The sequence below is a fragment of the Terrabacter lapilli genome (assembly GCF_039531305.1).
GTDB lineage: Bacteria > Actinomycetota > Actinomycetes > Actinomycetales > Dermatophilaceae > Terrabacter > Terrabacter lapilli.
In genome coordinates this window covers 864,090-881,340 of record NZ_BAAAPU010000007.1, presented here as the reverse complement: position 1 = coordinate 881,340, position 17,251 = coordinate 864,090, and the positions used below count along the sequence as shown (strand labels likewise).

The following is a 17,251-nucleotide window of genomic DNA, read 5'->3' as shown; positions in this document are numbered from 1 at the left end:
GTGGATTGTCAAAACCGGACTCGCAAATCTTGCGCTCACCAGACTCAACTTCTCGCATGGCGGCTTTGTTCCGGGGCGCCGCGACTTTCTCCGCTGCGACGGACCTGCTCAGCACGACGCCGGGAGGGTGCCCTCGACGGCGCCGGCGCTGCGGTAGTCGAGCCGCACCTGGCTGCTCTTCGGCACCGCGATCGCACTCCCCGCTCGCCGGGTCCATCCCGTCGGCAGGAAGACGTACTGGGAGTCCGAGTTGAGCAGGAGCACCAGTCCCGAGTAGCGGTAGCGGTACGCGTTCGGCTCGCCGCTGCACCGCACCGTGCGGACCCCCGGCGCGGAGATGCCGAGCAGCTTGTCGCTGTAGAGCACCACCTGCGCACGGCTGTGCAGCGATGCCGCGAGCTCGGCGGCGCGCTGGCGACCCACGGCCGCCGAGTAGTCGCCTGCTGCCCAGAACAGACCCATGGCGATGACGAGCGTGAGGGCCGTCAGCTCGGCGATCCCGACGCCGCGCGAGTAGCTCGGAGCAGGCGCGCGGAGCAGGTGGCCGGCGATGCTGAGGAGGGTGACGCCGACCACCAGGCACAGCGGCGCCACCGCCGGGACGTTGCCGAACATCGCCTGGCGGAAGAGGCCGAGCACGCCGTTCGCGGTCAGCAGGGCCCCCACCATCGCCACGGCAGGCGCCACCCAGGCGGCGGGCGCCCCGGCGGCCGGGCCGGAGCGGCGGACCAGGGCCAGGACACGCGTCGCCACCAGGACGAGGAGGGTGATGACCACGCCCGGCAGGAAGAGCCCGTCCTGGCTCGTCAGGAGGTAGTCGGTGCTCGAGAAGCCGAGCGACGTCGGGTCGATCCCGAACCAGCCGAAGAGCGCGGTCGTGTGCGACCAGCCGAAGAAGATGAGCAGCGCGGTGATCAGCGTCGCCGGTGCGACGACCTGCCCGAGGACCTTCAGGACCGGAGGCAGCTCGTGCAGCAGGAGGGGCGGCGGCTCTTCCGGTGTCGGCCCGAGATCCTCTGGCTCGCTCCGCTCATCCGGTGGGGACATCGGACTGTCCACCGTCCGGCGTGCTGCCACCCGTCGGCGTGCCGGTCGTCCCGGGGCTGGTGTCGCCCGTCGGCGGCCCCGTCGGCGACCCGGGTTCCGGGGTGCCGTCGGTCGTCGTCGTGGATCCGCCGCCTGCGCGGGCCCGGTCGCACTCCTCCTGGGACTCGGTCAGCACTCGGACCTTGGACCCCCGCCGCGCCTGGGTGGCGGGGTCGTAACCGACGAAGCAGGCGCCGTCGCCGAACTCGAGCTGCACGCAGAGACCGGATCCGCCGCACGCCTCGACGAAGAGGCTCGTGATGGCGTCGCGGAGCCCTGACATGGGCTCGTCCTTCTGGGGGATCGTGGGGACGTCGATCGGCGAGCCGGGCGCCTGGCCACCTGCGCCTCCGCCGTCACCGGCGCCGCCGCTGGGACTGGCGGTGTCACCGCCGCTGGGACTGGCGGTGTCACCGCCGCTGCCGGCTCCCCCGCCGGCGCCGGTGGGGCTCGTCGAGCGGTCGACCGGCGCGGATGTCGACCCGCTGTCGCCGGTCCCGGGCCCCGGAGCCGCACTCCCGGTGCACCCCGTGGCGAGAACGAGGCAGCAGGCGACCGCGGCAAGCAGCTGGCCGACGCTCGCGCTGCCCGTTGGTCGACGTGCCATGGTCACCTCCCGCGGGAGCTCATCCCAGCATGCACCTGCGACGGCTGTGACGAGAGGCGTTCGGCCAGGTCGTCGACTGTCCCTGCTGCTCAGCCGCCCGCCGGGAGCCGCACGCCGGCGACGGTCGTCAGGACCGGGTGCTCCTCGTCGCCGCCGCGCACCTCTCCCCCGCGCCAGACGATGGACAGGTCGCGGCCCTGCACCGTCAGCTGGGCCAGGCAGTTGTCGAACCACGGTCCGTCGGTCACCGTCCAGGTGCAGGGCGGGTCGGGCACGCGCTTGGACCGTTCGGCGACGAACCGCATCGGCCGCACCAGGCCTCGGGCGAAGGCCGACATCATGACGCGGACCGTGCGCGGCATGGGGTTGCGGATGGGCGAGCAGACCGCCTGCACGATCCGCGACCGGGCGCCGTGGCGGGACCGCGCGTCGACGACCTCGGCGACGTAGGAGTTGTGGACGTCGCCGGAGAGGAACACGACGCTGGCCGGGGCGGCGCCGCGCTCACCTCGGGCGACCGACATCACCATGTCGAAGACGTCGACGAAGCCGTCGTTGAACGCCGCCCAGTGCTCCAGGTCGATCGACTGCCGGGCCTTCTCCGCCGCCCTGGCGGCGAGCCGCCCGCGGGCGCCGGTGGCGAGGACCTCGTCGATGGACTCGAGGTCGTGCAGGCCCGGCGGCAGCAGGAAGGGCAGCGACGTCCCGATGAGCAGGTGGTCGACGTCGCCGGTGAGCTGCTCGTCGAGCCAGCGCAGCTCGGCAGGGTCGAGCATCGAGCGGTGGTCGGGCTCGAGGACGCGCGCGGCCCGCGAGTCGACGACGACGAGGCGGCTGTCGCCGAGGTCGCGCCGGTAACTGTAGCGGTAGACGTCCGGGTGCCGGTCCACGCGGCGCGACAGGTCGAAGACCGCCTCGGTGAGGTCGAGCTCGACGGCGTCGGGGCCCTCCGTCGCAGCGGCCTCGAGGACGCGCGCGTAGACCTCGTCCTCCGCCAGCTGTCCGGGTGAGAGGTTGCCGATGTGCTGGTAGACCCAGTAGGACGACAGGCCACCCATGAGGCGCTCGTGCCACCACGGGGTGCGGCCCATCTCCTCGTGCCAGGACCACGAGGTGTTCCAGTCGTCGCGGATGTCGTGGTCGTCGAAGATCATGCAGCTCGGCAGGGTCGAGAGCAGCCACCGGTTGGCGTCGTCGCCCCACGCGAGCGAGTAGAGGTACGCGTACTCCTCGTAGTCCTTGATCTCGCTGCCCGGCGGCTCGTCGAGGGAGCGCCGTGAGGCGATGAACTCGCGCATCGCCTCGGGGGTCTCGTCGGCGTAGACCTGGTCGCCGAGGAAGGCCACGAGGTCGGGCCACTCCTGCTCTCCGCGGGCAAGCGCGAGGGCGAGGGTGCGCAGCGCGTCCACGCCGTTGGTGCGGTTCCCCTCACGGTCGTGGGGCACCGTGGTCCGGCAGGAGCCGAAGAGCAGCCGGGTGGGCCGGTGCCGGTCGATGGTGCGGATGCGCGGTGCCGGGAACGGGCTGCCCGGCTCGGGCCACACCCGCGTGCCGTCGATGCTGACGGCATACTCCAGGTCCGCGCCGGGCTCGAGCCCGTCGACGACGACGAGCGCGTAGTGGTGGCGCTCGACCCGGAACGTCGGGGCGCTCCACTCGTGCCCGCCGGCGCGGACCGTCACGACGGCGCTGCCGGCGGTCTCGACCCACACCGTGGCGTCCGTCTCGCCGATGTAGCGGAGCATGGGGCCGAGGACGAGCGGCCCGGTCGGGTCCTGCGGCGGGGCGGGGTCGGTCATGCGACAGGCTTACTGCACATCGGGCGGCGGTGGGGACGAAAGGTGCTCTTCGAGGAAGGCCAGGGTGCGCTGCCACGCGTCGGCGGCCACCTCGGGGTCGTACTTCGACGGCGAGGTGTCGTTGAAGAAGGCGTGCCCCACCCCGTGGTAGACCCGCGCGCTGAAGTCGACGCCTGCCTGCTCCATGCGCGACTCGAGCTCGGGCACCCGGTCGGTGATCCCGTGGTCCTCCTCGCCGTAGAAGGCGAGGACGGGGCAGGCGATCGTGGCGGGGTCGGCGTTCTCGGGGAAGGTGCCGTAGAAGGGCACCGTGGCGCGGACCCGGTCGTCCGCGGCCGCCAGCGCGAAGGCGTACGTCCCCCCGAAGCAGAAGCCGACGACGCCCACCCGGCCGTCCACGCCCGGCTCGCCGACGAGCGAGTCGACGACGTGTCGCAGGGCCGGCACGGCCCATGCCGCGAACTCCGGCTGCCGCGCCGGCGTGGTGGCCGCGCGCATCTGCGGCTGCGCGGCCAGCCGGTCCTCCTCGGTGCCGCGCATCATGAGGTCGAAGATGCGACCGCCGACCTCGGGAGTCAGGCCGACGTGCCCGAGCAGGTCGGGGGCGACGGCGACGTAGCCCTGCGCCGCGAAGCGGTCGGCGACGTCCTTCACGTGGTCGACCAGCCCCCAGATCTCCTGGATGACGACGACCGCACCGCGCGGCTGCCCCTCCGGGTCGGAGCGGTAGGCGTGGAGGTCGTGCTCGGGGAACTCGATCATCGTGCCCATTGCCCATTCGTACCCGGTCGGGCCGCGATCGTCCCCGTCCCCTCTGTGAGGATGTCGTGCCATGACCCAGCCGTATGCCGTCCGCCGCGCCCTCGCGCACGTGCGCGGGCTCGCGTCGGGGGCGGCTCTCGACCCGGCGCTGCGGGTGACGCTGAACTTCCATCCCGACCGGCTGGTCGCCGGGGAGCCGATCCTGGGCGTGCTGGCCCGTGACGGCGTCTACCGGTCGCAGTTCGAGACCAGCACGAGCAACGGCGGCCTCACCGCGCACCCGGGCGGGAGCCGCTGGCGCTGGGAGAGCAGGCTCTTCGGCGGGGCCTACGACGACGCCGACCCGGCACTGCGTCCGAAGTACGGCGCACTCGACCTGCACCGTCGGCCCCACGGCGCGGCTCCCCGCTTCGGCTCAGCCCACCTGCGACTGGCGGCCGACACCCTGGGGCGCACGACCTTCTGCTTCCCCGACAGCGTCTTCGAGCCCGAGCACTTCGGCACCGCAACGGCGTTCGTCCTGGCCGAGCTCGCGACGGCCTCCGACCACGACCTGCTCGACGACTACGTCGAGGCGCACGTCCACGGTGTCGTCGACCTCGCCACCGACGTCGAGGCGCTCGTGCTCGACCCCGGCTACCGTGGCACCGACGTGGAGGCGGACGCACTCCGGATCGGCGTGCCTGTCGAGTGGCACCCGGGCTACCGCCTGGACGTCGACACCCTGCGCGCCCATCCCGACTACCGCGGCGCCGAGTTCGTCGCCCTCGGTGAGTCGCTCGCCGTCGACGGCGTGGTCACTCCGCAGGTGATCGGTGCAGCGTCACGCGAGGGCCGCCACGACGAGCAGGCCCTCAAGCGGGTGTGGCACTACGTCGCCCGCTTCGGTGCCCTGAGCACCTGACCTGCACCGTGGTGACCACGGTCGTGACGGACGGGCGCCGCGGTGTCGAGGAGAAGCCGAAGCGGCAGGGCGGGTCCACGGGCGCGAGGGCCCCGAGCGGCCGACCCTCGAAGCTGCCCTCCAGGGCCGTCACCTGGTGCAGGTCGGTGGCCCCGTAGAACTCCCGCCGGCCGGCGAGCGCCGTGCCGCGCGTCCGGACCCCGCGCAGCACCCGTCGCGCGACCGGGTCGACGAGCGTCGCCCACGCCGGACTGGCGGCGAGGCGCTCGGGCACGGCGCGCAGGAGCCGGCCGAGCGGCATACGCCCTCCGACCGCGAGGTCGAGCGTGAGCGACGGTGAGACGACGCGCCACCGACCGCGGTCGGAGGTGACCGTGATGGGCTCGAGGCGCACCTCGTCGAAGTCGTAGGTCGCCTCGATGAACTCCGCCACCGGCCGGCTCGGCGCGATGAGCACGCGGTGGCCGGCGGGCGTCTCGACCATCGCGTCACCGAAGGCGCCGAGCGGTGTGGTGTGCCAGGAGCCGACGACGACGCGCACGCCGGACTCCGACCCGACACCGGCGATCTGTCCGTGGAAGCGCTGCGCTGGCACCTGCCGAGCCTAGCGACCGAGGGACCTTCGCCCCTACGCCGGCGGCGGGCGCAGGCGGCACGGTCGTGGGATGGGGCGGCTTGGAGCGCGGCGTCGTCGCCGGTGGGCGGCAGCCGTCCTCGCAGCCGTCGCCGCGTCGTCCCTGGTCCTGGTAGCCGGCTCGACGGAGGCGCCGCCGTGGGCGGAGCAGGCCGTGGAGTGGATGGCGGCGCGGGACCTCGCCGGGCACCGGTCCGTCGCCGAGCTCGTCCGGTTCGACTCGCCGCGCACCGTCCACCTGCTGTGCTGCAACCAGGGCGAACCGATCAAGGGCCGCGAGGCGCTCGCCGACTTCCTCTCGATGGCGTTCGGGGAGTCGCTGGAGGAGGGGACGATGGGGCGCTCCTACGTCGACGTCTCCGGCGCCGTCGTCGAGTACCGGTTCCCCGCCGACCCCGTCGAGCGTTCCTCGGGAGGCACCCCGCCGGCCGAGCCGGACGAGGCGCAGGTGTCCGAGATCGCCGGCGACGGCGGCGTGACGCAGACCCTCCACGCCACGTCGCTGCAGTTCCTCGAGTCGCCCGTCTACGACGGGCGCGCCTGGTACGGCGGCGACCTGCGCGCCGCCCGACCCGTCATCGACCGCTACCTGTCGGCATGGTCGCGCCGCGATGCCGCCGCGGTCGGCGGGCTCTACGCCGAGGACGCCACCCTGCTCGACTCGCTGCTGGGGGTGCGCCTGAAGGGCCGGTCCGTGATCGCGTCGTACGACGCCGCTCACGGTGGGGCCCGCCTGCGGCCGTCCCCCGTCCCGGCAGGCGGCGGGCCGGCCGTCTACGCCTACTGGAGCGGCTACCAGAGCCACCTCAACGTCTTCCTGGCCTACACCGGCGACGACGGCAACGGCTGTCCAGGAGGGGCCGTCGCCCGGCTGCAGATCGAGCGGGGCCGGATCGTGGCGGAGCGCCGCTACCACGACGTCGCCTCGATGCGCCGCTGCGTGAACAGGGCGCAGCTGCCGGACGGCTGGTGGACCCACGCGGCGATCCCGCCGCCGGTCCAGGACCAGGTCACCGGCACCGTCACCGCCGCTGGTCGTCAGGTCGAGGTGCACAACGGCACCGCGGGAGCCGAGAAGCTCGTGCGCTGGGCGATGGCGCGCTTCCCCGCCGCCCGCCTCGGAGCGCCGCGGGTCGCGTTCGTCGCCTTCGGCCGGGATGCCCACCCGGAGCAGTGCTCAGGAGGCACCTGGGGCATGGCCGTCGAGCCCGGCTCCAGCGCCCGCGTCTACCTCTGCCTGCGGGTCGACCGCACCACGACGGCGTTCCAGCGCAGCGTGGCGTTGCACGAGCTGGCGCACGCCTGGATGTGGCAGAACCTCGACGAGGAGGTCCAGCGGCAGTTCGTCACCCGGGTGGGGCTTCCGGGCTGGGACGCACCCGCCATCCCGTGGGAGAAGCGCGGCATCGAGCAGGCGGCCGACGTCATCGCCTGGGGCCTCGGCGACGACCCCCTGCGGGCTCAGGAGCTCAGCACCCGCAGCTGCGCCGAGCTCACCGCGATGTTCCGGCTGCTGACCGGCGCCGCCCCGCTGCAGCCCTCCTGCCCACCGCTCGGCTGACTGCCTCGGCCGTCGCGTCGGCGGGAGGGGCCTGGTTCTCACCCCGCCAGGATGATGCCGAACTGCCCACCGCCCCGGGACGATTCACTCGTCACAGGTGCGCCGACGGGAGGGCCCCATGCAGGTGACGCTGCCACTCCAGCGCTTGCGCCTGTGGTGGGAGAACGCCTTCTGGGTGATCCCGCTCGTCGGGATCGTGCTGGGCTTCGCGACCTCCCGGGCCGTCCAGGGCATCGACGCGACGATCGGCTCCGCCGAGCAGCCGCTCCTGTCGGCCTCCTCCGCCCAGACGCTGCTGGCGGCGATCGGCGGCGGGATGGTGACCTTCACCGGCTTCGTCTTCTCGGTGATCCTCCTCGTCATCCAGTTCGGCTCCTCGGCCTACTCGCCGCGGACGGTCACCTACCTGATGCGGGCTCGCTCCATCCAGTGGGTGCTGGCGACCTTCCTCGCCACCACGACCTTCTCGTTCATGACCCTGATCGGCATCGGCTCGGCAGGGCAGGCCTCGACCGTCCCCGTCCTCGGTGTCGCCGCCGCGGTGCTGTGGCTCGTCCTCAGCCTCATCGGCTTCCTCGTGCTCATCACCGTCGTCTCCCGACGGGTCACCGTCGACTCGCTCATCGGGACGATGGGCTCGCTGGCACGTCGACAGCTGCGGCGGCACCACACCGCCGCCCGCGGCCGCGCGGGCCGCCGCGTCCGGGAGGTGCCGGACCTCGCCGACGAGGCGAGGACGGTGAGGTATGCCGGCCGCCCGGGCCAGGTCGTCGGCGTGGACGCCGAGCGCCTCGAACGCCTGGCGCGGCAGCACGGCGCCCACCTGCAGGTGCTGGTCCGCGTCGGCGACCCCGTCTCCGTCGGCGCCGCCGTGGCCCTGCTGGCCCCCCGCATCGGCACGCGGCTCCCGGACCGGGAGCTGAGCCGGTGCCTCCTCGTCCGGCACGAGCGTTCGCTGAAGCACGACCCGCTCTACGCGCTGCGCATCCTGACCGACATCTCCCTCAAGGCCCTCTCGCCCGGGATCAACGACCCCACGACCGCGGCGCGCTCCCTCGCCGAGGTGGAGGGGGTGCTCAGGGTGGCCGCCGAGCTGCCGCTCGGACCCGTCGTCGTCGACGCGGGAGCCGGGAAGGTGGTCCTGCCGGCCGCGACCTGGTCCGACGTCGTCGACCAGGCGCTCCTCGAGGTCCTCGAGGCCGGCATCGGCCAGCCCCAGGTCACGCGGTGCCTGTCCCGCATGCTGACGGACCTGCTCGCGGACGTCCCGCCCGACCACCACGCGCCGCTGCTGCGCCACCAGCGGCGGCTCCGGCACGACATCCGGACCGCTCACCTGCTCGAGCAGCCCGTCTGGCTCGACGGGGAGGGTCGTGGCCGCGGCGGCCGCTGAGCCTCGCCCTCGGACAGGGTGCCCGCGGAGGCAGCTCGGGTCAGGCCGCGGTCTCTACGCCGGGCTCTCGGGGCGGAACCGGTAGCCCATGCCCGGTTCGGTGAGCAGGTGACGTGGTCGGGTGGGCTCGGGCTCGAGCTTGCGGCGCAGCTGGGTCATGTAGAGCCGCAGGTTGGCCGGCTGGCTGACGTAGGCCGGGCCCCACACCTGCGTCAGCAGCTGCCGCTGCGACAGGAGCTTCCCGGGCTGGCGCACGAGCGCCTCGAGCAGGCTCCACTCGGTGGGTGTCAGGTGCACGGGCTCCGTCGTCCCGTCGGCGCACCGGCGCGTGACGACCTTGTCGGCGAGGTCCACGACGACCGCGCCGAACTCGACCCGCGGCGCGGCAACGGTGTCCCCAGGGGTCGACCGACGGGTGACGGCTCGGATCCGTGCGAGCAGCTCGTCCATGCCGAAGGGCTTCGTCACGTAGTCGTCGGCCCCGGCATCCAGGGCGGCGACCTTGTCGGGGCCTCCACCACGACCGGACAGCACGATGATCGGCACCTCGCTCCAGCCGCGGACCCCGTGGATGACCTCGACGCCGTCGAGGTCCGGGAGCCCGAGGTCGAGGATGACGAGGTCGGGCGAGACCTCGGCGACGGTGCGCAGGGCCTCGGCGCCCGACGTGGCGACATGGACGTCGTGGTCACGGGCGCGCAGGTTGATGCGGAGCGCCCGAGCCAGCTGCGGGTCGTCGTCGACGACGACGATGCGGGTCACGGTCGGCCCCCGGGTACTGGACCGGGCGCCGGACCGGGTGCTGGACCGGGTGCTGGACCGGGCGCCGGCTCGGGCGAGGTGCCGGGCGCCACCGCGGCTGCGGTCCCCGTTGCGGTCGGGAGGGCGAGCACCATGGTGAGCCCTCCGTTCGGGGTGTCCGAGGCCTCGAGCGTCCCACCCATGGCCTCGACCAGGCCCCTGGACAGCGCCAGGCCGATCCCCAGGCCTGCCGTGTTGTCCGTGTCGCCGAGCCGCTGGAAGGGGCTGAAGATGCGCTCCCGGTCCCGGGCCGGGACCCCGGCACCGTGGTCGACGACGTGCAGCTCCACCCTGTCGCCGCTCTGCCGGCCCGTCACCCGGGGCGGAGCCGCGTTCGCCGGGGCGTGCCGGAGGGCGTTGCCGACGACGTTGACGAGGACCCGCATGACGAGGGCGGCGTCGCCGACGACCGGGGGCAGGTCCTCGGGCAGGTCGACGACCACCTCGGCCGCGTCGGGGCCCAGCTCGTCGAGCACCGGCGGCACCAGCTCGTCGAGCCACAGGGTCTGTCGCAGCACGGACAGCACCCCGGCCCGCAGGCGCGACAGGTCGAGCAGGTCCGAGACGAGCGAGGCCAGTCGCGAGAGCGACTCGTCCGCGGTGGCGAGCAGCTCCTCCCGCTCGTCCTCGCTCCACGTGACGTCCCGGCTGCGCAGGCTCGTCACCGCCGCGGTCGCGGAGGCCAGCGGGGTGCGCAGGTCGTGGCCGACGGCCGCCAGCAGCGCGTCGCGGAGGCGTTCGGAGGCTTCGAGCCGGGCGGCGACGGCGGCGGCACGGGCCAGCTCGTCACGCTCGAGGAGTGCCTGGGCCTGGGCGGCGAAGGCCCCGAGGATCGCCCGGTCGGACGGGCTGAGGGGGCGGCCGCACAGGGCGATGACGAGGTCGTCGCCCGCGGGCAGCTGCACGTCGGCCAGTGCCGGCTCGCGCGGCGCCTCCGGGCCGCGCGCCGCCACCACCTGCCACCTCTCGGAGCCGGCGGGATCCCGCCGCAGCAGGCTCGCCGAGGTCATCCCGAAGGCGCGGCGCATGTGCTCGAGCAGCGTGGGAAGCGCGTCCTCGCCCCGCAACGTCGCCTTGGCCACGTCCGAGAGCGTGCGCGCCTCGGCAGCAGCCCGCGCCGCCGCGGTCGCCGTCGATGCGGCCCGGTGGACGACGGTGCTGACCAGCAGGCCGACCAGCACGAACGCCACGACCGTCCAGTAGTTGTGGGGCTCACCGATCTGGAACGTGCGCACGGGCGGGATGAACCAGTAGTTGAGCAAGGTGGAGCCCAGCAGCGCGCAGACGACGGCCGCCCACAGCCCACCGACGAGGGCCGTCACGACGACCGCCAGCATGAGCACCAGCGCGTCCCCCGCGAGACCGACGGCCGACCCGAGCTCCAGCAGCGCGGCGGTGAGGGCGACGGGCAGGAGCAACCCGAGGGCCAGGCCCGCAACGCGTCGCCGGCGCGGAAGGCCGCTCGCCGGCGCCAGCTCGGGCAGCGCGCCCAGCGGCAGCGCCACGTCTTCGGTCACGCCACCATCCTTGCGCAACCCTTGCAGCCCCGGCCGAAACCCTTGCGCCGCCCATGCGGGACCGCTCCTAGCGTCGAAGCGTGCCCAGCCAGCTCACCACCGCCAAACGCCTCCTCGTGGGGCGCCCGCTGCGCAACGACGACCTCGGGGAGACCTTGCTGCGCAAACGGATCGCCCTGCCGATCTTCGCGTCGGACCCGCTGTCCTCGGTCGCGTACGCGACGGAGGCGATCCTCAAGGTCCTCACGCTCGGCGGCCTGGCCTACCTCTACCTGACCCCCTGGATCGCGGCAGGCGTGGTGACGCTGCTCGTCGCGGTCGTGATCTCCTACCGCCAGGTCGTCATGGCCTACCCCAGCGGTGGCGGCTCCTACGAGGTGGTGCGCGACAACCTCGGGCAGGGCGCGGCCATGGTCGTCGCCGCCGCCCTGATGGTCGACTACGTCATGACGGTCGCGGTCTCGGTGGCCGCCGGCGTCGACAACGTCATATCGGCGGTTCCGGGCCTCAACCCGTACCGAGTCACCATCGCGGTCGCCGTCATCGCCGGCCTGACCCTGATGAACCTGCGCGGCACTCGTGAGTCGGGCCGGGCCTTCGCGGTTCCGACCTACGTCTTCGTGGCGTGCATCCTGACGGTCAGCGGGGTCGGCCTGACCCGGGCGCTCATGGGCGACGCCCCGGTCGCGGAGAGCGCCGGCTGGTCCGTCCAGGCCCAGCACACCGGCCTGACGGGTCTCGCGCTGCTCTTCCTCGCCCTGAAGGCGTTCTCGTCCGGCTGCACCGCCCTCACCGGCGTGGAGGCCATCAGCAACGGGGTGCCGGCCTTCAAGCCACCCAAGGCACGCAACGCCGCCCGCACCCTCCTGGCGATGGGGGTCCTCGCCGTCACGATGTTCGTCGGGATCACCGCGCTGGCCATGGTCGCCCAGGTCCACGTCGCCGAGTCCACGTGCGACCTCGTCGGGTTCCCGGGCGACTGCGCCACCGCGCCCCAGCCGACCGTCATCGCCCAGCTCGCCTCGGCCGTCTTCGGAGCGGGAAGCGTGATGTTCTACGTCGTCCAGGCCTCGACCGCGCTCGTCCTCGTCCTGGCTGCCAACACGGCATACAACGGCTTCCCGATGCTCGCGTCCCTGCTGGCGCAGCACCGGCTCATGCCCACCCAGCTGCGCACCCGGGGCGACCGGCTGGCCTACAGCAACGGCATCCTGGGGCTGGCCCTCGTCGCCGGACTGCTCGTCGTCGCCTACAGCGCCGACGTCGACCAGCTCCTGCACCTCTACATCCTCGGGGTGTTCACCAGCTTCACCCTCAGCCAGGTCGGCATGGTCCGGCACTGGAACCGCGAGCTGCGGATCGTCATCGCCCCGGGAGTGCGCCGCCGCATGAACGGCGCCCGGCTCGTCAACGCGTTCGGCTCCGCCCTGACCGGGCTGGTCCTCGTGATCGTCCTCGTCACCAAGTTCACCGGCGGTGCCTACCTCGTCGTCATCGCGGTGCCCGTGCTCCTGCTGCTCATGCGTGGGGTCAACCACCACTACGCCAAGGTCTCCCGCGAGCTCAGCCCCAGGCGACAGGCACGCCTCCTGCCCAGCCGGGTCCACGCCCTGGTCCTCGTCTCGAGCGTCAACGAGCCCGCGCTGCGCGCGATCGCGTACGCCCGGGCCACCCGGCCGTCGACGCTCGCCGCCCTGACCGTGTGCGTGGACGCCGAGGACATGCGCTCGATCGAGCGCGAGTGGACGGACGCCGACATGCCCGTGCCGCTGACCATGCTGGACTCGCCCTTCCGCGACATCACCAAGCCCGTCGTCGACCAGGTCCGCAGGCTGCGCACCGACAACCCCCGCGACCTCGTCGTCGTCTTCATCCCCGAGTACGTCGTCGACCGCTGGTGGGAGGGCATGCTGCACAACCAGAGCGCGCTGCGGCTCAAGCTGCGCCTGCTCACCCTCCCCGGCGTCGTCGTGACGAGCGTGCCCTACCACCTTCGCGCCGAACGGGACCACGAGTCGCACGCGCACGCGCACGACGCTCACGACAGGAACGACGCGTCGCCCGTCAGGCCACCCGGTTGACCGTCTTCTCGATCCCGGCGATGACCTTGGAGTAGTCCTCGGTGGGCGAACCGCCCAGCACCGAGCCCCACGCCGGCACGAGCTCGGGCCCGTAGCGGTGGCCGTAGCCGTCGGGCGGGTCGTGGCCGACGGCCATGTCGGTGGTCAGCTGCCAGAAGGTGACGAACGGGATCCACGTGACGTCCGGGTTGACGTCGCGCCCGCGCGGCTCGCGCAGCCAGTCCGGCTCGGCGCCTAGCAGGGCCGGGTTCCACCAGACCACCGGGTCGGACGGGTGCTGGGCGTAGACGAACCGCGGGAACTCCCAGGCACCGTAGTCGCGGCCGTAGTAGTCGTGCGTGAGCTGGTCACCGCTCGCCGCGAACCGGATGTGCAGACCGTCCTCGACGACCGGCACGATCTCGGGTGAGCCGGGTGTGCGCTGCGCGGTCAGCTGCGCCGCGATGTCGGTGAAGCTCGGGGTGCCCACCCAGACACCCCCCTGGGCCCGGGCCAGCATGTCGTGGACGTCGGCGAAGGCCGCCTGGCCGCCGTAGGAGCCCAACGACTCGCCGCCGACGACGAGCCGGGGACGGTGGTCGGCCGGCAGGGTGCGCCACACGGCATACACCTTGTCGAAGAGCGCCTTGCCGGCCTCGCGCGGGGTGTCGCGGTCGGTGATCATCGACATCGCGCTCGGCAGGTAGGAGTACTGCATGGCGGCGACGGCGCTGTCGCCGTCGCTGAGGTACTCGACCGACTGCGCCGACCAGTCGTCGACCCACCCGGTGCCCGTCGTCGTGATGACCGCGAGGACCCGGCGGTCGAAGGCGCGGGTCCGCTGCAGCTCCGCGACGACGGCGTCGGCGACGTCCGAGACGGTCCGGTCGCCGGTGCGCCCGGCGTACACCCGGATCGGCTCGACCGCGGCGCGCCCGGTCGCCGCCGAGATCTGCGCGGGCGTGGGGGCGCTCGTGACGAACATCTGGCCCTGGTAGCCCAGGCTGCCGAAGGGCTCGAGCGACCCCGGCCCGCCCGACCTCAAGGGCGAGGCGGGGGCCGGCCTGCCGCTCGGTGACGTGTTGACCTGCGCGGCGACGCCGGCGAAGGCCTGCATGGTGCGGTGGAAGAGCAGGCTGTCGGTGACCCAGACGGCCGCGAGCGCGACCACGACCACCGCCACGGCCGTGGCGGCGGTCCGCGGCAGCACGTGGCGCGCGGCCTCGGCCAGCTGGTGCGTCGCGCCGCGCAGTCCCCGGGCCACCACGAGGAACAGGACGGCGATGGAGGCGGCCAGCGCGAGGGCCATGGCCCAGTCCACGGGGTCGAGCGGGTCCAGGTGCACGACGGCGGCCGTGCGGGCCTGGGACCGGACGTTGGAGACGGTCAGCCCGAGCACGGCGACGGCGCCGAAGACGGGCGCGGCGACGAGGAGCCAGTGGCGCGCCTCCCCGCTCACCGTCACGTGCAGGTCGACGAGGCGGGCGACCTGGCGCACGACCCACGAGACGAGCGCGCCGAACCCGTAGCCGACGGCGGCGCAGAGGCCGCTGATGAGGCCCTGGTAGTACCACGTGCGCGGCAGCAGGCTCGGCGCCATAGAGGTGAGGAACCAGGCGGCGCCGAAGAGCAGGCCGGTGCGGGAGAGGTGCCACCACGGACGAGGCGCCCGCAGCCGGCTGCGGGCGCCTGACAGCTGCGGCACCGGCACGTCGGGCATGCCACCACAGTAGGTCGCGTCGGTGTGCTGCCGCTGCCGGGTTGGCAGAGACGGACCGGGCAGGATGGGGGCATGCCGGACCCGAACCAGCGCATCACGACCTTCAGCCGCGACGGGCTGCGCTTCGACGTCACGGACGGCGGCCCGCCGGGCGGTGACGTCGTGGTCCTGCTCCACGGCTTCCCCACCGACCGGACGAGCTGGGACCGTGTCTCCCCGCGCCTGCACGAGGCCGGCCTGCGCACCCTCGCCCCGGACCAGCGCGGCTACTCGCCGGGAGCGAGCCCCAGCGAGCGGGAGGCGTACCGCCTCGAGGAGCTCGTCGCCGACGTCCTCGCGCTCGTCGACGCCTCGGGCCACGAGCGGGTGCACGTCGTCGGCCACGACTGGGGCGGTGCGATCGCGTGGCTCGTCGCCGGCAACCACCCCGACCGCGTCGCCACCGTCACCGTCCTGTCGACGCCGCACCCGGCCGCGATGTCGCGCGCGCTCAAGGCGACCCTCGAGCAGAAGCGCAAGTCCTGGTACATGGCGGCCTTCCAGCTGCCGTGGCTCCCCGAGCACACCTTCGCGGCCGGCTTCAACTCGCTGCTCACCCGCTCGGGCCTGCCCGCCGAGGACCGGCGCAGGTATGCCGCCCGGCTGGCCCGCGCCGACGCGCTCGCCGGGCCGATCGACTGGTACCGCGCCGCCCGCAGCTCGCACCTCGGCGCCCACCGCGTCGAGGTGCCGGCCACGTACGTCTGGGGCTCACGCGACCCGTTCCTCGGCCGGACCGCCGCCGAGCTGACCCGCGAGCACGTCGGCGCCGACTACGAGTTCGTCGAGCTCGACGCCGGGCACTGGCTCCCCGAGACCCGCCACGCCGAGTCCGCCGCAGCGATCCTGCGCCGGGTCGCCGGGGACAGCTGAGGGCACACGCCGGGAACACAGCCATCTGCGGGTAGGTTGCACGACCGTGAAGATCGACATCTGGTCCGACATCGTGTGCCCGTTCTGCTATCTCGGCAAGCGCCGCCTCGAGACCGCCCTCGAGCGGTTCGAGCACGCCGACGAGGTGGAGGTGACGTGGCACAGCTTCGAGCTGGACCGCGGCGCCGAGCGGGTGTCCCGGTCGTCGCTCGTCGACCTCATCGCCGCGAAGTACGGCACCACCCGTGAGCAGGCCGTCGCCCAGCACCACTCGATGGCAGCGGCCGCCGCGGAGCTCGGGCTCGAGTTCAACTGGGAGCAGGCGCGCTACGGCAACACCTTCGATGCCCACCGCGTCGTGCACCTCGCCGCCGAGCACGGACTCGCCGACGCCGCCCACGAGCGGCTGATGCGCGCCTACTTCACCGACGGTCTCGCCGTCGGCGACCGCGACGTGCTGGTGCGGCTCGCGGCGGAGATCGGCCTGGACGGCGACGAGGTGCGCTCGATGCTCGAGTCGGAGGACTACGGCAACCACGTCCGCAGCGACGAGGCCACGGCCAAGATGCTGGGGATCGAGTCCGTGCCGTTCTTCGTCTTCGACCGCAAGTACGGCGTCTCGGGCGCGCAGCCGCCCGAGGTGTTCACCCAGGCCCTGGAGACGGCGTGGGAGCACCGGCACGAGGTGCCCGAGCCCGTCGCCGTCGGCGGCGGGTGCGGCGGAGGCTGCGGCGCCGGTGGCTGCGGAGGCGCCTGCGGCGCCTGATCCTCGCCTACCGTGACGGGATGACGCACCCGACGATGTTCGACGGCGCGGACCCCTACCTCGAGCGGGTCCGCGCCATCTGCCTCGCCCTGCCGGAAGCGGACGAGAAGGTCTCGCACGGACGGCCGAACTTCTTCACCCGCAAGGTCTTCGCGATCTACGGCGGCGTCATCAAGGGCGACCACGACCCGGAGCCGTACCGCCAGGCGCTCATCGTGCTGCCCGACGAGGCCGACCGGCCCGCCCTCCTCGAGGACGAGCGGTTCGTCGTCCCCGGCTACTACGGACCCTACGGCTGGCTCATGCTCGACCTGCGCAACCCGCGCGGCGTGGAGGGCGTCGACTGGGACGAGGTCGGCGAGCTCGTCGACACCTCCTACCGCCGCACGGCGCCCGCCCGCCTCGTCAGGTCCCTCGACGACCGACCGGGCCCAGGGTCGGGCAACACCTAGGCGGTCGGCCGTTTGGCCGTGCTGCACGCGCGGTGAGCGCGTAGGGTACGCCTCGCCGAGACGACGAAAGGTGCACATGGGACAGGGGAGCAGGCGCGCGGACCTCGGGTCGCGCCGCGCCGTGGTGCTGACCCTCGTGGTGTCGCTGCTCCTGCTCGTCGGCGGTCTCGTGATCCTCCACTCGGCCGGCAGCCTCCGCCTCGGCCACGCGACACCACCCTCGCCGTCCGTCTCGACGACGGCGCGCCCCACCACCTCGGGTCCGTAGGTTGGTCCC

At 73.3% G+C, this 17,251-nt stretch carries 16 protein-coding genes; 8 read left to right on the top strand and 8 right to left on the bottom strand.

Annotated elements, in window-relative coordinates; translation table 11 throughout:
- Positions 1-108 precede the first annotated feature (108 nt).
- The 4 genes from ABD241_RS12005 to ABD241_RS11990 form a co-directional block, all read right to left on the bottom strand.
- Complete coding sequence (locus ABD241_RS12005; protein ID WP_344062531.1) at positions 109-1,047, bottom strand: hypothetical protein; 939 nt, start codon at positions 1,045-1,047, stop codon at positions 109-111.
- Complete coding sequence (locus ABD241_RS12000; RefSeq protein ID WP_344062529.1) at positions 1,031-1,693, bottom strand: hypothetical protein; 663 nt, start codon at positions 1,691-1,693, stop codon at positions 1,031-1,033. The genes ABD241_RS12005 and ABD241_RS12000 overlap by 17 nt, the downstream gene beginning before the upstream one ends.
- Positions 1,694-1,782: 89 nt before the next feature.
- Entirely contained in the window at positions 1,783-3,492 is a 1,710-nt protein-coding gene (locus ABD241_RS11995; protein WP_344062527.1) for an alkaline phosphatase D family protein, read from the bottom strand.
- Between the two features lie 9 nt (positions 3,493-3,501).
- Positions 3,502-4,263, bottom strand: a complete 762-nt coding sequence (locus ABD241_RS11990) for a dienelactone hydrolase family protein (RefSeq protein ID WP_344062524.1) — start codon at positions 4,261-4,263, stop codon at positions 3,502-3,504.
- Positions 4,264-4,324: 61 nt separating this feature from the next.
- Between ABD241_RS11990 and ABD241_RS11985 the strand changes: the two genes are divergently transcribed.
- The gene (locus tag ABD241_RS11985) at positions 4,325-5,158 is read left to right on the top strand and encodes a DUF3626 domain-containing protein (RefSeq protein WP_344062521.1); all 834 of its coding nucleotides are present in this window, start codon (positions 4,325-4,327) and stop codon (positions 5,156-5,158) included.
- On the opposite strand, the gene ABD241_RS11980 is transcribed toward ABD241_RS11985, so the two are convergent.
- The gene (locus ABD241_RS11980; RefSeq protein WP_344062518.1) at positions 5,109-5,753 is read right to left on the bottom strand and encodes a hypothetical protein; all 645 of its coding nucleotides are present in this window, start codon (positions 5,751-5,753) and stop codon (positions 5,109-5,111) included. The two genes, ABD241_RS11985 and ABD241_RS11980, sit on opposite strands and share 50 nt — an antisense overlap.
- Positions 5,754-5,823: 70 nt before the next feature.
- Between ABD241_RS11980 and ABD241_RS11975 the strand changes: the two genes are divergently transcribed.
- Both ABD241_RS11975 and ABD241_RS11970 read left to right on the top strand, forming a co-directional pair.
- Positions 5,824-7,353, top strand: a complete 1,530-nt coding sequence (locus tag ABD241_RS11975; protein WP_344062515.1) for a hypothetical protein — start codon at positions 5,824-5,826, stop codon at positions 7,351-7,353.
- 118 nt (positions 7,354-7,471) lie between these two features.
- Positions 7,472-8,746 (top strand): DUF2254 domain-containing protein, encoded by a 1,275-nt coding sequence (locus ABD241_RS11970; protein ID WP_344062512.1) that lies wholly within the window; start codon positions 7,472-7,474, stop codon positions 8,744-8,746.
- A 54-nt stretch (positions 8,747-8,800) separates the two neighbouring features.
- On the opposite strand, the gene ABD241_RS11965 is transcribed toward ABD241_RS11970, so the two are convergent.
- Together ABD241_RS11965 and ABD241_RS11960 are read right to left on the bottom strand one after the other, a co-directional pair.
- The gene (locus ABD241_RS11965; RefSeq protein ID WP_344062508.1) at positions 8,801-9,508 is read right to left on the bottom strand and encodes a response regulator; all 708 of its coding nucleotides are present in this window, start codon (positions 9,506-9,508) and stop codon (positions 8,801-8,803) included.
- A complete protein-coding gene (locus tag ABD241_RS11960) occupies positions 9,505-11,064 on the bottom strand; it encodes a sensor histidine kinase (protein WP_344062505.1) in 1,560 nt (519 codons plus the stop codon). The genes ABD241_RS11965 and ABD241_RS11960 overlap by 4 nt, the downstream gene beginning before the upstream one ends.
- Before the next feature lie 80 nt (positions 11,065-11,144).
- On the opposite strand from ABD241_RS11960, the gene ABD241_RS11955 reads away from it, so the two are divergent.
- Positions 11,145-13,145, top strand: a complete 2,001-nt coding sequence (locus ABD241_RS11955) for an APC family permease (RefSeq protein ID WP_344062502.1) — start codon at positions 11,145-11,147, stop codon at positions 13,143-13,145.
- Here the strand turns inward: ABD241_RS11955 and ABD241_RS11950 are convergent.
- Complete coding sequence (locus ABD241_RS11950) at positions 13,129-14,844, bottom strand: alpha/beta hydrolase (RefSeq protein ID WP_344062499.1); 1,716 nt, start codon at positions 14,842-14,844, stop codon at positions 13,129-13,131. The two genes, ABD241_RS11955 and ABD241_RS11950, sit on opposite strands and share 17 nt — an antisense overlap.
- A gap of 72 nt (positions 14,845-14,916) precedes the next feature.
- Here ABD241_RS11950 and ABD241_RS11945 point away from each other — a divergent pair, with 72 nt between their 5' ends.
- The 4 genes from ABD241_RS11945 (at position 14,917) to ABD241_RS11930 (ending at position 17,242) form a co-directional block, all read left to right on the top strand.
- Positions 14,917-15,756 (top strand): alpha/beta fold hydrolase, encoded by an 840-nt coding sequence (locus ABD241_RS11945; RefSeq protein ID WP_344062496.1) that lies wholly within the window; start codon positions 14,917-14,919, stop codon positions 15,754-15,756.
- A 46-nt stretch (positions 15,757-15,802) separates the two neighbouring features.
- Complete coding sequence (locus tag ABD241_RS11940) at positions 15,803-16,522, top strand: DsbA family oxidoreductase (protein ID WP_344062493.1); 720 nt, start codon at positions 15,803-15,805, stop codon at positions 16,520-16,522.
- A 20-nt stretch (positions 16,523-16,542) separates the two neighbouring features.
- On the top strand, positions 16,543-16,974 hold the full coding sequence (locus ABD241_RS11935) for an MmcQ/YjbR family DNA-binding protein (protein ID WP_344062490.1): 432 nt from the start codon (positions 16,543-16,545) through the stop codon (positions 16,972-16,974).
- A gap of 76 nt (positions 16,975-17,050) precedes the next feature.
- Positions 17,051-17,242, top strand: a complete 192-nt coding sequence (locus ABD241_RS11930) for a hypothetical protein (protein ID WP_344062487.1) — start codon at positions 17,051-17,053, stop codon at positions 17,240-17,242.
- The last annotated feature ends 9 nt before the right edge of the window (positions 17,243-17,251 follow it).